Source organism: Leucothrix pacifica, assembly GCF_003172875.1.
Taxonomy (GTDB): domain Bacteria; phylum Pseudomonadota; class Gammaproteobacteria; order Thiotrichales; family Thiotrichaceae; genus Leucothrix; species Leucothrix pacifica.
In genome coordinates this window covers 1-14241 of the sequence record NZ_QGKM01000040.1, presented here as the reverse complement: position 1 = coordinate 14241, position 14241 = coordinate 1, and the positions used below count along the sequence as shown (strand labels likewise).

At 47.0% G+C, this 14241-nt stretch carries 13 protein-coding genes; 1 reads left to right on the top strand and 12 read right to left on the bottom strand.

What is annotated here, in order from left to right:
- Window positions 1–110 precede the first annotated feature (110 nt).
- Genes rhuM through DKW60_RS13730 form a run of 3 tightly spaced genes read right to left on the bottom strand, consistent with a single transcriptional unit; the run spans window position 111 to window position 4545 of the window.
- On the bottom strand, window positions 111–842 hold the full coding sequence (rhuM, locus tag DKW60_RS13740) for a RhuM family protein (RefSeq protein WP_109838235.1): 732 nt from the start codon (window positions 840–842) through the stop codon (window positions 111–113).
- Complete coding sequence (locus tag DKW60_RS13735) at window positions 842–2206, bottom strand: restriction endonuclease subunit S (RefSeq protein ID WP_219988761.1); 1365 nt, start codon at window positions 2204–2206, stop codon at window positions 842–844. Before DKW60_RS13735 ends, rhuM begins: the two co-directional genes overlap by 1 nt.
- A 5-nt stretch (window positions 2207–2211) precedes the next feature.
- A complete protein-coding gene (locus tag DKW60_RS13730; RefSeq protein ID WP_109838233.1) occupies window positions 2212–4545 on the bottom strand; it encodes a type I restriction-modification system subunit M in 2334 nt (777 codons plus the stop codon).
- A gap of 129 nt (window positions 4546–4674) precedes the next feature.
- On the opposite strand from DKW60_RS13730, the gene DKW60_RS13725 reads away from it, so the two are divergent.
- Entirely contained in the window at window positions 4675–5277 is a 603-nt protein-coding gene (locus tag DKW60_RS13725; RefSeq protein WP_109838232.1) for a Uma2 family endonuclease, read from the top strand.
- Between the two features lie 15 nt (window positions 5278–5292).
- Here DKW60_RS13725 and DKW60_RS13720 read toward each other — a convergent pair whose 3' ends face one another.
- From DKW60_RS13720 to DKW60_RS13680, 9 genes are all read right to left on the bottom strand, one after another.
- Window positions 5293–6177 (bottom strand): DMT family transporter, encoded by an 885-nt coding sequence (locus DKW60_RS13720; protein ID WP_219988760.1) that lies wholly within the window; start codon window positions 6175–6177, stop codon window positions 5293–5295.
- Window positions 6178–6180: 3 nt separating this feature from the next.
- Window positions 6181–7074 (bottom strand): NAD(P)-dependent oxidoreductase, encoded by an 894-nt coding sequence (locus tag DKW60_RS13715; protein WP_109838230.1) that lies wholly within the window; start codon window positions 7072–7074, stop codon window positions 6181–6183.
- Between the two features lie 24 nt (window positions 7075–7098).
- On the bottom strand, window positions 7099–8088 hold the full coding sequence (locus DKW60_RS13710; protein WP_109838229.1) for a Gfo/Idh/MocA family protein: 990 nt from the start codon (window positions 8086–8088) through the stop codon (window positions 7099–7101).
- Window positions 8089–8110: 22 nt separating this feature from the next.
- Window positions 8111–8707 (bottom strand): 2-dehydro-3-deoxy-6-phosphogalactonate aldolase, encoded by a 597-nt coding sequence (locus DKW60_RS13705; protein WP_109838228.1) that lies wholly within the window; start codon window positions 8705–8707, stop codon window positions 8111–8113.
- The gene (locus DKW60_RS13700; protein ID WP_109838227.1) at window positions 8697–9620 is read right to left on the bottom strand and encodes a 2-dehydro-3-deoxygalactonokinase; all 924 of its coding nucleotides are present in this window, start codon (window positions 9618–9620) and stop codon (window positions 8697–8699) included. The genes DKW60_RS13705 and DKW60_RS13700 overlap by 11 nt, the downstream gene beginning before the upstream one ends.
- A gap of 8 nt (window positions 9621–9628) precedes the next feature.
- Window positions 9629–11212 (bottom strand): TRAP transporter large permease, encoded by a 1584-nt coding sequence (locus DKW60_RS13695; RefSeq protein ID WP_109838226.1) that lies wholly within the window; start codon window positions 11210–11212, stop codon window positions 9629–9631.
- A complete protein-coding gene (locus DKW60_RS13690) occupies window positions 11212–11802 on the bottom strand; it encodes a TRAP transporter small permease subunit (RefSeq protein WP_109838225.1) in 591 nt (196 codons plus the stop codon). Before DKW60_RS13690 ends, DKW60_RS13695 begins: the two co-directional genes overlap by 1 nt.
- Window positions 11803–11830: 28 nt before the next feature.
- Complete coding sequence (locus DKW60_RS13685) at window positions 11831–12997, bottom strand: mandelate racemase/muconate lactonizing enzyme family protein (protein ID WP_109838224.1); 1167 nt, start codon at window positions 12995–12997, stop codon at window positions 11831–11833.
- A gap of 98 nt (window positions 12998–13095) precedes the next feature.
- Window positions 13096–14121, bottom strand: a complete 1026-nt coding sequence (locus DKW60_RS13680; RefSeq protein WP_109838223.1) for a TRAP transporter substrate-binding protein — start codon at window positions 14119–14121, stop codon at window positions 13096–13098.
- Window positions 14122–14241: the final 120 nt, after the last annotated feature.

Below are 14241 nucleotides of genomic sequence, written 5' to 3'. Positions count from 1 at the left end.
GATTAAGAGGATTTGATTACCTGGCAAAGGTAATCGAAGGCGTACCATTTAAAGATGGAATCGAGGTAACTGAGAAAAACCGGGACGCGGCGTAGAATTCTTCTCAGACACTACTCTTGACCATAGCTCGGTGCATTTTTATAAGTACTCATCCCCATTAACGGCTGATTAGCATCTGCTTTGTTGTAAACCAATTCGCTGGAAGTTTTGCCGCTGATAGCAAAATGAAATTTATCCTGCACATGCGCATAAAACTGCTGGGTAGTTTTGGACTTGGGGTCGTAGTCGATACTGCACTCTGCAAAAATATCGGTGATCTGCTGGTAGATACGACGCTCACTAGCGCGTATCGAGCGAACTCGCTCCAGTAATTCTCTGAAATAATCTTTACCAAAGAAACGACCGTTTTTCATTCGGTCATCATCCATCGCAAAGCCCTTGATGATGTATTCCTTAATCAGCTGCGTCGCCCAGATACGGAATTGAGTAGCTTGTACAGAGTTGACGCGATAACCGACTGAAATGACGGCATCGAGGTTGTAGTATTTGATGGCTTTGGTTTGGGTTTTACCTTCCATCGCACCGTGAGCAGTGGTGTTTTCCAAAATGGAAACAACCACTGCTTCCAGTAGCTCTCCGCTCTCAAAGATATTTTTCAAATGCTTTGAAATCGCAGGTACACCAACGCCGAACAACTCCGCCATGCGCTTTTGTGTTAGCCAGATGGTTTCGTTATTTAGGAAAACTTCAACCTTCACACCACCGCCTGGCGCAGAGTAAAGCAGAAACTCGGTGGTCTGGCCTTGGAGGCTCAGCTTATTGGGCGTGTTATCACTATCCATTAGGCTGTATCCTGATCTGGTATTTCGGCATTACGAACGTCGATTTTTCCAGTGACAGCGGCTGTTATTAGGGCCGTGCGGTACTCTTCCAGCTTTTCAATTGTTTGCTGGTTGAGCGTAACCATTCCGTCAATTTTTTTTACAACTCCCCCAAGATAATCTGCAATCGCTTTTTGCTCATTTTGAGGTGGTAATAACACTGGCAAGTTTTTGAGTAACTCTTGACTTAGAGAAGCCCTCGTAACCAAATTCATTTCCTTGACGAAAAAAGCTCTAAGTAATGCATTCTGAAAATAGTACTCACTAAACTCTTTAATCAACCCATCTTGGTGCGGTCTAAACCTAATCAAAAAACCAGCAAATGCTGAATCTTCTATAGATTTCATACAAACTGAAGCCATAGCAATTTCTTCTATTGTTTCAGAAGTTCGCGTGAACAGAATGTCACCCGTATTAACAGAAAATAGCTTTCTATCGTTCTCTGAAGACTCAACGAGCCCTTTTACTTCTCTCGGAAGTTGGCGATTGTTATATACATCACCATAACTAACAAAAGGGTAACCTCGTCCAAAATACTCAGCACCAATATTAATACCGTTTTGACACTCTCCTAGAAATCTTAGCTTGAGAACGTTCCAATGCTCCGGCACTTCTCCTAGCCACTCTATTTCCGAATTTTTCATCAGTACATCAGGTTTCAGCCCTTTGGTAACTGCTTGAGTAATAACCGCAATGCGTTGCTCATTGAGTTTTTCAATCAGGACTTTTTTCTTTTCGATCAGGCAGTCAAGTTGAGCGGTTTTGAAGTCCAAAAAGCTAGCAATTTTAGTCTGCTCCTGAAGACTAGGTATTGCAATAACCTCGTTAAAGTAAAACCCAGAGTCTAAGTTTTGAATACCTGTAGATTGTTTTATTGACCTGTAAGTCAAGTTTATAGAATATAAATACGCATGTAAGTAAGTTAAGTAACGAGAGAAAAAATCTCTGGCAACTGACAAACGAGCAATAAAGTTTGATGTAACCGCATCATAGTCTTTATCAAATTGAATAACTGCGCCAACTAACTGCATCTCACCACCACCCGACTTTTCTAGAAGCAAGTCTCCTCTCTTCAATAGCCGACCTGCCCTTTCCTTTTCTTCTATAGAGCGCAAGGTTAACCGAGAGTCATCAACCAACAATTTAGACCTGTCAAAATCAGCAACCCGTATACATACAAGGTCATCTATGCCGTTTTTTTCCCCTCCCCATACTCCATTCTTAATATCATCATTTGTCCACTTGAGTCGCATCAAGCTCCAATGCTCAGGTATTTTTTGAAACCACTCGATATCAGTTTCAATATAGCTAGGGTATGGACTCATAGCCATCAAACCACCTCCCCAAGCATCTCCAAAACCTCAGCTTCCAATCCCTTAATTTCAGCTTCAATAACGGCTAACTCACGTGGCGGTTGATATTGATAAAAGTGGCGATTAAACGGAACCTCATAACCCACTTTAGTTTTGCTATGATCAATCCATGCATCATCCCGATACGGCAGCACCTCTTTCACCAAATACGCGTCACAATGCGCCTGCACTAGTTCCAGCAACTCACTTTTATCAATTTTGCCTTTGTTTTCTTTATTTTCGTAGTCCAATGGCAAAGGCAAGTCAATCGGGGCATTGTCGGTGTCGCGCTTGCCATTAGACAGCAAACCACCGGGAAACGGGACGTTCTCAGTATCGCGTAAGTCTGCATCAGGCTCAGGGTTGCCCTTAGTATCCAGACACGGTAATGCGGTTGGGTCTTTTTCTCCCAGTGACTGATTGACCAGCAGTGCTTTTTTCAGTGGTGCATCAAATTTGATCTCGGCCTTTTTAAATGCAGCTTTCAGTATTTTTTCGAATGCTTCACGATCTTTGATCAGCTCTCCACCTGCAAACTTCGGCTTCAGACTTTTTAGTACATGCAGAATGGATGCTTGCAGCTCCTCACCAGTAGCTTCTTCAACAATAGCCAGCGCTAGGTTTTTGCGTTTTTTGGAGATAGCCAACCCCGTGAAATAAGCCGATTCACTAAAGCGCTTAATTCGCGCATCGTTAATGGTGAAGTTCAAACGTAGCGGACGTTCAACCACGGTTTTCAGGTAACCAAAGTCCTGATTATTAAAAACCTTCGAAACAAAAATGGTTTGATCAGGATCGCGTCGTTTATCTTTAGGGCTATCGACATTCGTACCGATACTGTTTAACGTGCGCTGCTCATTATCTTTAAAGGCGGCATAGAGTTGAGTGATTGCTTCAATGTGATTGGGTTCGCCATCGTTTCCTTCTCCGAGCTTTTTACGTTTATCACCCAAGCTCTTTTTCATTTTCCACGCATAATCCGCGGCGTTGATTAGCTGCACTTTGCCTTGACGTTTAGGCGCTTTGCGATTAGTTACAATCCAGATATAGGTGTAAATGCCGGTGTTATAAAACAACTGGTCGGGCAAGCCAATGACTGCCTCCAGCATGTCGTTTTCGATAATCCAACGACGAATATTACTCTCTCCACCGCCAGCATCACCCGTAAACAAGGGTGAGCCGTTAAAAATAACAGCGATACGTGAGCCTCGCCCACCGTCCACACCGCCCGGTTCTGGTAGTGTATAACTCGCCGGTGGACGCTCCATTTTTGAGATCATGTGTAGCAGGAACAATAAGGCTCCATCATTGATTCGCGGCAAGCCGGGACCAAAACGCCCACTAAAGCCAAACTCCTTATGCTCAGTGTTTACAAAGTCTTTTTCGGGCTTCCACTCCACACCAAACGGTGGGTTAGCCGCCATATAGTGAAACTGCTCATCAGGATGACCATCGCCATCGGTAAAACCGTCTTTGACTCTGCCCGTGCCCAGCGTATTACCAAAAACGATATTGGTAACCTCCTCACCTTTAATCATTAGGTCAGAACCACAAATCGCATACGACTCAGGGTTATACTCCTGACCGAATAACTCGATATTGGCTTTGTCGTTTTCTTCTTTAATCGCGTGTTCGGACTCAGAGAGTATTCCACCTGTACCGCAGGCAGGATCATAGATTTTGATGACCTTGCCTTTGGTGTAAATGTGCTCTTCACCGGTAAACAGTAGTTTGACCATCAGCTTAACGACTTCGCGCGGCGTGAAGTGATCTCCTGCTTCTTCATTGGCTTGTTCGTTAAACCGCCGAACTAAGTCCTCGAAGATGTAACCCATTGCCGTATTGGGAATACGATCAGGATGGAAGTCTACTGACTGGAATTCTTTCACCACTTCGAATAGACGATTGGCCTCATCCAAACGGTCTATTTCATCGTCGAATTTAAACTTCTCAAGAATGCCGCGTGCTCGTGAGGAAAAACCGTTAATAAACGCTTTTAGGTTGGCCGCAAGCTTGTCAGGGTCATCCAACAAATTAGCAAAAGTGAATTGGCTAATGTTATGAAAAGGCAGCCCGGAATTATGGATAATCGATCGCTCAATCATATCCGTATCCATGCCTTTGTCTGTGTACTGCTGGTGCATGGTGAGCACGTCGGCTTTGCTGCTTTCCAGTACGCAATCCAATCGACGTAACACAACCATGGGAATCATCACTTTACGGTATTGCGGCGGACGGTAGGGACCACGTAACAAGTTGGCAATATCCCAAACAAGGTCACTGTGTTTTTTGTATTTGTCCTGATTTTTCATGCGATTCCTGAGCTGACAGATGGTTTTAGCATTGTAGTCGCATACAATACGTACAACAATGATCTGTTTTACCCCTTGATCAGTAAATAGTGATAGTATTACTAGTGAACGCTGTAATGAGGAAGCGCCATGCCACCACTAGCAAACCAACTTAGCTATATCGACCCCACTGATTATTTAACGGGCGAACGTAATAGTGAGGTAAAGCATGAATACGTACAGGGGAAAGTGTACGCAATGGCGGGCGCTGCACTCAATCACAACCGTATCGTACGCAATCTTTCATCATTGCTTTGGAATCAAATGCAGGATCAACCTTGCGAGCCAGTCACGGGTGATATGCTGCTAAAAACTGCCGAGGACAAGTATCGCTACCCCGACCTGATGGTGGTTTGCGAAGACGATGAATCTACAGATGACTATGTGCGCGAGAATCCAACGCTAATTGTTGAAGTATTGTCTGCCAGCACCCGCCGGGTGGACAAAACAGATAAGCATAGGGAGTATTTGGAACTTCCCAGCGTACAAGAGTATGTGCTGATTGAGCAGGACTTTGTAGAAATTGCGGTGTGGCGTCGCAGCGCTAATTGGCAAGTCACTTATTATTATTTAGACCAAGACGTAACGTTCGAATCTGTAGGCATAACACTCTCCGTTGGAGACATTTATCAACGCGTTGATAATGTAGATATGCAGGCCTTCATTGAGCAGAAAGCTCAGGAAAGTGAATAAAACAGTATCGACTTTCTACGCATTAGCTTCACTACTTTTTAAGCGCTTTTCCCGCACCCAAATCACCAAGCCAGACGCAATAATCACCACCGCACCCAAGGCGGTATACCAATCCGGTAACTCATCAAAGAACAAATAACCTGCTAGTGTCATATAAAGAATAAAGCTATATGAATATGGCATTAGTACCGACGCTCCGGAGTGCTTGTGCGCCCGCGTCAAAAACTCATGCCCAAACCATGAGGTAAAGCCCACCCAAAACATCATAAGCCACACCTCCGGCTCAACCGGCACCCACACCCAAATCGCGAATGGCAGCAATACAACGGCACCAAACGCACCGGCAAAGAACTGCATCACATGAGGTCGTACTTTTTGCACCAGTTTACGAGTCAGTAAGGAGTAGAAGGCTAAAGCAATTGCTCCATAAAGAGAGAAAATCGCAGCCCAATGAAAGTTATGATGAAAAGGTCTGACGATAATGAGTACACCAATAAAGCCGGCAAGAATCGCAAACCAGCGCCATGGCCCGACACGTTCACCTAGCATGGGCCAGGCAATCAGACTAACAAAGATAGGCGCAGAAAACATAATGGCGGAGTACATGCTCAGCGACAGGTATTTCAACGCAAAGAAGTTGGCAACCGTGGCACTTGCCAGCGCCGCTCCCCGCAAAACCAGAGGCCAGAAGTTTTCGGTTATTTCACGACGCTCTATGCCGCGATAACTGACTTCTGCAGAGGTAATTACCAGTTGAAACGCATACCGTGTGAACGCGATTTGTAGTGCCGGATACCCCAGCAGCGTCATCCACTTATTGGTTGTGTCCGCCATGGTAAACAGCAGATAAGCGATGAGCATCATTGCGATGCTCATGCTGGTGGTATTTTTGAAAGTCACTGATTATGACTTGCCAGAAAACCTGTCCGAATAATATTCAACCATCTCTGATACCATTTTGTCACCATGCCCCTTTTCCATCGCATCTTTCATGGCATTCAACGGGCCGGCAGCGATGGCAGACTCAGTCCCGGCATCACCCACCATGCGTGTGTAATAGCCGATATCCTTAGCCGCATTTTTAACCGCAAATGCCAGCTGCGTTTCATCGCCATCAATGGCGTAGCCTTTAACCAAGTCCATCATGACGGAGTGACCAGGGCCCGCAGACATCACGTTATACACCGACTGACGCTCAACACCTGCAAGATCAGCAATGGCAAAGACTTCAGACATAGCATTGGCGGTTGTCATCGCGAAGAAGTTATTGAGCAGCTTGATAGTGTGACCTGAACCCAATGCACCAAGGTGGAATACATTTTCACCTAAGTCTTGTAACACCGGCTCAATTTTATCGAAGGCTGCTTTATCACCCGACGCCATAATATTCAGTAAACCATCCACCGCATGCTGTGGTGTACGGCCCAGTGGTCCATCTAAATATTCACCACCGGCTGCAGCAACTTCAGCGCCTAATGTGCGGGTACTTTCTGGTAGTGAGGTACCAAAATCGATGACAACTGCGCCTGACTGTAACCCTGCGATTACACCGTCATCGCCACGCATACGTGACTCTACCTGCTCACTCGTGCCCATGCACAGCATAACGATGTCACTGTTTTCTGCCACTTCACGCGCTGTTTTTACTTCAACCGCACCTCTGGCAACGGCCGCATCAACTGCTTCACGCGAACGATTCGCCAGCACAGTGAGTGCATACCCCTTGTCCTGCAAGCGACCTACCATTGCAGCGCCCATCAAACCTAAACCGATGAAACCTATTTTTGCTTGTGACATGTCGTGTTCCTTATCAGATATACATTAAATTCTACTAAACAATAAATCTTCTAGCTCGCGGGTAATACGTAAACTCTCCTGTGCATCTTTGATGCTAATCAATGGCTGTGCCTTACCCTGTATAACATCTATAAAATGATCGAGTTGAGCATCCAGCGGCGAGAGACTCATCACCTCGACCTGTTCCTGGAATGGCGCTTGTGACCAGTCCTCTGCGCCCTGCCAAAGCGTTAGCGATGGAAACGCAAGGCCTCCTTTTGTACCGGTAATCCACCACATATCTTGCTGTGTGGTGGCGATATTAGGATTCTCCCCGGTACCTGCTTCAAACCCCCAAGGGCTGGCAGCAGTATCCGCAAAACTAATCGTGCCGCAAACGCCAGAAGCAAACCGGATAATGGCCGCGCCACTTTCAATCCGCTGAGTTTGCCGCACATGCGTCGAACCAAAGCCCGTCACCTCGACAATATCGCCCAGTACATAACGCATCAGGTCAATATCATGAATCAGATTAATCATGACCGGACTGCCGTCAGACTGCCGCCAATTACCCTCAAAGTAACTATCGGGTTTGCGCATCGCCCAAATCAGCGTGGAGTTTACGGGCATACCAAGTGTCCCGTCATTCACCAATTGCTTTAATTTAGTAACCGATGGGTGATAACGTCGATGATGACCCACCAAACACTTAACATCGCTCTGTTCTACCACTTTGATTAACTGATCAGCTTCTTCTGCTAAAGAAGTCACTGGCTTTTCAATTAATAAGTGCCACCCTCTTTGCGCGGCCTCCATGCCATTTTGAGCGTGCAGTCCGGTTGGTGTCGCGATAATTACACCATCAACTGGCTCTGTTACTTGTTCAATATCCGTAAAATAAGTGACATCCGGATCAGTATGACACTCACTATTTGGATCAATAACCCCGACTAATTCACAGCGCGGATTAGCTCTAATTGTTTTCACATGACGACTGCCAATTAAGCCTGCGCCCATCACCACTATTCGCATCATCTGACCGCCTCCTAATTCTGGGTTATGCGTCGTAAGCTTTTACAAACTGCCTGGCTGATATCCTAATATCATCAAGCGATTTATCCGGTTGATACAAGGCTGTCCCAATCCCATAACCGTCAATACCACTGTCTCGCCATTTACTCAGGTTTTCAGCGCTAACGCCACCCACAGCATATAAATCAGTAGATGCTGGCAATACTGCGCTAATGGCTTTGACCCCCGAGGTTCCGATCATCGAAGCAGGAAAAAGCTTTAACGCATCCGCTCCCGCTTTTAGGGCGGCAAAACATTCTGTTGGGCTAAACACACCGGGATATGACCCCATACCCAATGCCTTGGTGCGCATAATCACATCAGCATCGTAGTTGGGGGAAACGATATACGTACCCCCAGCACTTTGAACACGTCCCACATTATCGACGTCGGTAACGGTACCTGCGCCAATATGCGCGACATCTCCCACCGATCTGGCAATTCGCTCAATAGATAGAAACGCCTCCGGTGAATTCAACGGCACCTCTATCCAATCAAAACCTTCCTCTAATAGCACCGCAGCAACGGCTTCGGCTTCATCCGGTGTAATTCCTCTTAAGATAGCGATCAATTTACGTGACATGTGAGTTCCTCGTCTTAGTCAGCGCCTGATAAACATCGGATAAGCCTGCCAACGTCATGGTCTTGGGAGAAAACGACTCACTGTCGATACCTAGCTGCTGTAGTGCGGCGGCATAATGCTCAATTAGATTATCCTCACCAATTAATGCAATTCGCTGTCCCTGCCAGTAGCTCTGGGTAGCAGCCAACTCAGCACCAATCAGCAAGCCGGACAGATGCGCACGGGCAGTATTGGCGGGCATCTGTTCCAGTAAACCTTTCGCGCGGATTCGAAACAAACCACTCAGCCACTGTTCTGGTGCAGCAACGGCTTGCTCAACAGCAGATAAAAATGCTGTGTCATCCCACTCATTGGAGTTAACACCATGCCGCAGAATCGACTGCTCCGATAATAAAGCAAACATTTCTCCGGTCATAAACGTGGAAAAGCGAATCACTTGTCCTTGCGCTAATCGCACCCATTTACTATGTGTACCAGGTAAACAAACACTCGAAAATTCAGCACCTTGCGTAGCGAGCAAGCCTGCGATTTGTACCTCTTCACCGCGCATGACATCCGCTTCATGTGTCTGACACAGGCCGGGCAAGATAGACACCTGAATTCGGGCATCCAAGCTGCTGACTCTGGTCAAATTGGACGGAACAACCGGTTCTGTTGGCACATTCAGATAGTCAGCTTCTTGCCACCCCTGGCGTGCCCCGACCATACCACATGCCAAGACAGGTATATCCCCCAGCTCGGGTAACCATGGTGAAATCAACTGTAGTAGCGCTGACTCGAACTCATCAGGAGCTAAGCTTCCCATGCCATCAGTAGACTGTGCGTCGGCCAATACCTGATGATCCGCAGACATTGCATAGGCACGCAGATGGGTAGTTCCCCAATCCACGGCGATCCATTCAATCTGTGGCATACAGACGCCTACCTAAAGATCATCGTCAGCTCCGGGAAGAACAAAATCAGCATCAGTACTAATAACTGAATCGCAATAAACGGCAGGAATCCACGGAAGATGTCTGGCAAGCTGATATGCGGCGGTGCCACAGATTTCAGGTAGAATGCGGCAGGCCCAAACGGTGGTGACAAGAAACTCACCTGCATATTCACGCAGAACAGTATTCCGAACCACACCCCAACAAATGACGGCGCATCTACAAATGGGCCAAATACACCAATCTCATCCAAAGGCAGTTTTAATACGATTGGCAGGAATACCGGCATGACTAACAGCACGATGCCCACCCAGTCCATAAACGCACCCAGGAACAGGAAAATCAGCATCATCACCATCAACACACCGAGTGTCGGCAGGTCATAACCCAGAATCATATTCGCAACGTAAGTCGGGCCACCTGCGATGGTGTATGCTCCGGCCAACGCGGTCGCACCAAAGGTTACCCAAAGGATGGTTCCGGTTGATTTGAAGGTACGCATCAAGGCTTCTTTAACCAACCTTAGATTAAACTCACCACGAGCGATGATCACGACAAGCACTGCCACGGTTCCCATTCCAGCCGCTTCAGTAATACCGGTGATTCCACCATAAATGGAACCAAGTACTACGCCAACAATCCCCATTGGCACCACTAAGCCTTTACCCACATTCCACGCTTCCTTAGCGCGTGACGGGCGAATGTAAAACAGCAGATATCCCAGCAGAGCCAATACGATTGCTCCACGCACATATATCTGCGTCATGCTCAGGCCGGTACGGCTCTCATCAATCATGCCGAAATAGCTCAGGTAAAACGTGCGTAGAATAGTCACTGACAGAATAGTCGCGCCAATCATGGCAAGTAGCGACGTTCCGTAAATAAGCTTTTGATTACCGGTAAGATCATCCTCAGATGGCTCAGGCAACGGTGCCAGACTAGGATTAATTTTGGTACGAATGATAATGTAAATAATGTAGAACGAGGCCAGAATAAAGCCCGGAATAAACGCACCCTTAAACAAAGCATTGATCGATGTTTCAGTAATCAATCCGTACATAATCAAAACGATTGACGGTGGAATCATCGTTCCTAAGGAGCCAGAGGCACAAATGGTTCCAATCGCCAGATTCTGGTCATAGCCCAGTCGTAACATTTGCGGTAGTGCGATGAGACCCAGCAGTACCACTTCACCACCGATAATGCCCGACATCGCCGCCATCACTACCGCCATCAAAGAGGTGACGATTGCTATACCACCTCGTGTGCGACTCAGCCAGACCGACATTGAGCTGTACATATCCCGGGCAATGCCAGAGCGCTCCAGCAAGGTCGCCATAAAGATGAACAAGGGGACGGATATGAGTACATAGTCGGTGGTTAAGCCGTACATTCGCTGTGACAGGATGTTTAGCGGGCCTTCACCAAACTCTCTGAATAATATATCCGGGCCAAAACGCAGCACGAGTACCACAACCGCAAGGAAACCAGAGGCAAAGCCCAGAGGCATCCCAATCGCCAGCAGAAAGATCATCCCTGCCAGCAAAATCAGTGAAATAGTACCGATATCCATTATTTGCCCCCCAGAGCGATATCTTCGTCGCTAATGCCTTGGGCACGCTTCATTTCTTCGACTTCGGCCTTCATTTCATCATCCATTTCGATGCCATGCCCTAACTTATCCCAGTCCATAATCAGGTTGGATACCGCCTGAATCGTAATCAGTACCAACACCACCAGAATTAACGGTTGAGTTACCGCCGGAATCGGTGGATCCCAAGCGGTACCAAATCGCTCCCAGTTGATCAGTGCATCCTGCGATTCATTGAAACCACCCCAAACGGTTGCCGCGGTAAACAGCACAATAAATAGCGTTGACAACAGCTCAAACACCTTTCGTAACCACTGCGGTACGATATCGTAGAGAATAGTGATGCGTATGTGACTGCGCTGCTGCATGGCGTAGAGACCCGCGGAGAGATACACCCAACCGCCCATCCACAGACTCATTTCATTTACCCAAATGGTCGGCTTTTCCAACACATAACGCATGAATACTTCATACATCATTATGATGACGATGATGGCAACCATAATCATCGCAACGCGACTTATTCGCCAGGTAATCTCATCTAACCAACCTCTCCGTTCATGCTCTACCATGCGGTTTCCTCTTCAGTGTTAGAGTGTTTTAGCTAATTTTGTAACGTGCTATAAAATCTCTGTCCGGCACGACGCCGAGCCCCGGGCCATGCGGTATTGCTACCCTGCCCGCATTATTCGCCACTTGCTGCTGAATATTCAGCGGTGTTTCCAGTAATTCGTCACGGAACTTATTGTCCGTGGTGTCAAACTCCAGCATTGGTTCCCAAGGGTGTAACCCTCCGGGTAATGGTGGCATCGCTGCCAGTAAATGCAGATTCGTACTCACGGCGATTGCAGAACCCCAGACATGATTAACGACTGGTGTGAAATGCGCATGGCAAAGGGCTAAAACCCGTAAATACTCGGAGATTCCCCCTAATGCACATACCTCAGGTTGTGCAATATCCAGTCCGCGACATTCCAGTAATTCTCGCCACCCCCAGCGGTTGAATTCCGCTTCGCCCCCGGAGATATTAATCTTTAGCCCTGCCCGTAGTTCGCGATAGCCATTACGATCTTCCGGTGCAATTGGCTCTTCAAGCCAGTATGCATCCAGTTCTTCTAACGCGCGGCCCACATTGAATGCATCGCTGGTGGTGTAGCAGTGATTCGCATCAACCATAAAAGGGTAGTCATCACCCACGCCTTTGCGCACTGCGGTGGCTAACTGAATATCCGCTTTTGGGCCATGTCCTACCTTCATCTTGGTAGCTGCAAATCCCATATCCTTAATCTTTGCCGCTTCCTCAGTAAATTTCGCGGCTAATTCATTGACAGGCTCTGGCTTGAGCATCATACCGTAGCCATAAACAGCAACGGAATCACGGTGTGTACCACCAATCATTTGATACAGCGGCAAGCCAGCTACCTTGCCTGCAATATCCCACAGCGCTATATCAACACCGGACAAAGACTGCATTGGCATGCCTTTTTGTCCGTGGTCACGCAGCAGGTTGTAAACTTTATGCCAGATCACATCCCGATCCAGCGGATTCATTCCCAATACCAGCGGCTGAATCACTTTCTCTACGATTGCCTGATTGGCGATCGCAATATTTCCCGGCCCAAAACACTCACCCCAACCAGTAATCCCCCCATCAGTCGTCACTTCGACCAAATGCGCACTACGTTTACTGTAGTACTGTTGGGAATAACCCAGTAATTCAGGGAGGTCATATTGAAGTACGTGACTGGTGACCTTGGTGATTTTCATTTGGGTGGTTTGCTTTACTTGTTAAACGACGTTAAACAAAAATCGGCAGAACGGTACGCCCGCTCCACCGATCATAAAGTGCTAACAACTCGCGCGCTTTACTTCATTGCACCTGTCTTAACCAAGAAGTCGATGTGAGCTTGTAGTAGCTCTTTTGCTTCTGGTGTTGTTGCAAACTCAGTCCAACCTTTCTTAACCGCATCACGGAATTTAGCCATATCTTCCGGCGTCCACTCGTACAAGTTCACGCCTTTAGCGCGAAGGTCTTTTGCAGTTTGTGCGTTTGATACTTCATTCACAGTCGCATTACGTAGCGCTAGTGCTTCAAGGGCAACACTCAGGATGCGCTGGTGATGCTTTGGCATTTTATCCCAAACTTTCTTGTTACAAGCCAAGTGATCTGCAGGCATTGAGTGGAAGCCAGGGAAGTTAGTGTGCTTAGCGATGTCGTACAGACCTAAACCAACGTTATTAGTCAGATTAGCCGCATCTGCACCATCGATGATGCCTGTTTCTAGCGCGGTAAAGATTTCGTTGAAATCCATCACGATTGGCGATGCACCTAAGTTAGCGAATACTTTAGTCGCTAGTCCCGGAGGTGAGCGGAATTTCCAGTCTTTAAAGTCTGCCGCAGTTCTGATTGGCTTGGTTGATGCCAATGACTCAGGACCCGGAATCCACCAGCCTACGAACTCCATTTTGTACTTATTGTAAAGCTTGTTTACTGCTGCTTTACCGTCACCGTGTAACATCCACGCCATTTGCTGGTAAGGATTTGAGTAGCCTCCCATCAAGTCACCGGCGAACTGGAACGCAGGGTTTTTACCAGTCTGGTAAGCACCACCAGTCATATCACAATCAAGGATACCATTCACTGCAGCATCAAAAGTCTCGACTGACTTAACCACTGAAGATGAGTAGAACATTTCAATTTCAATTTCACCATTCGACATTGCCTGAACATCGTCGATGTATTCTTTAGCCATTTGGCCGGAGAGTGTTTCTGGTGAGAAGTGAGTCTGGATGCGTAATTTAGTCTTGTCAGCTGCTGATGCAGGTAGTGCAGTAACTGCGAGTGCAGCTGCTACAGATAAAGCCACCGTAAGTTGCTTAATCATTTTCATTGAAGGTTTCCTCCGTCTCCATTGTATTGACACGAGCTTCGTTTGCCACACGCTCGTTAACTAGTTTGGTATAACCATATTTACCTTACCAAAAACTAATAGTGCATCATTTTTGAATTG

What these genes read in the sequence shown, in the direction of transcription:
- rhuM (WP_109838235.1), bottom strand. Translation starts at nt 842, where the DNA reads ATGGATAGTGATAACACGCCCAATAAGCTGAGCCTCCAAGGCCAGACC.
- DKW60_RS13735 (WP_219988761.1), bottom strand. Translation starts at nt 2,206, where the DNA reads ATGAGTCCATACCCTAGCTATATTGAAACTGATATCGAGTGGTTTCAA.
- DKW60_RS13710 (WP_109838229.1), bottom strand. Translation starts at nt 8,088, where the DNA reads ATGATGCGAATAGTGGTGATGGGCGCAGGCTTAATTGGCAGTCGTCAT.
- DKW60_RS13700 (WP_109838227.1), bottom strand. Translation starts at nt 9,620, where the DNA reads ATGCCACAGATTGAATGGATCGCCGTGGATTGGGGAACTACCCATCTG.
- DKW60_RS13705 (WP_109838228.1), bottom strand. Translation starts at nt 8,707, where the DNA reads ATGTCACGTAAATTGATCGCTATCTTAAGAGGAATTACACCGGATGAA.
- DKW60_RS13730 (WP_109838233.1), bottom strand. Translation starts at nt 4,545, where the DNA reads ATGAAAAATCAGGACAAATACAAAAAACACAGTGACCTTGTTTGGGAT.
- DKW60_RS13725 (WP_109838232.1), top strand. Translation starts at nt 4,675, where the DNA reads ATGCCACCACTAGCAAACCAACTTAGCTATATCGACCCCACTGATTAT.
- DKW60_RS13685 (WP_109838224.1), bottom strand. Translation starts at nt 12,997, where the DNA reads ATGAAAATCACCAAGGTCACCAGTCACGTACTTCAATATGACCTCCCT.
- DKW60_RS13690 (WP_109838225.1), bottom strand. Translation starts at nt 11,802, where the DNA reads ATGGTAGAGCATGAACGGAGAGGTTGGTTAGATGAGATTACCTGGCGA.
- DKW60_RS13695 (WP_109838226.1), bottom strand. Translation starts at nt 11,212, where the DNA reads ATGGATATCGGTACTATTTCACTGATTTTGCTGGCAGGGATGATCTTT.
- DKW60_RS13715 (WP_109838230.1), bottom strand. Translation starts at nt 7,074, where the DNA reads ATGTCACAAGCAAAAATAGGTTTCATCGGTTTAGGTTTGATGGGCGCT.
- DKW60_RS13680 (WP_109838223.1), bottom strand. Translation starts at nt 14,121, where the DNA reads ATGAAAATGATTAAGCAACTTACGGTGGCTTTATCTGTAGCAGCTGCA.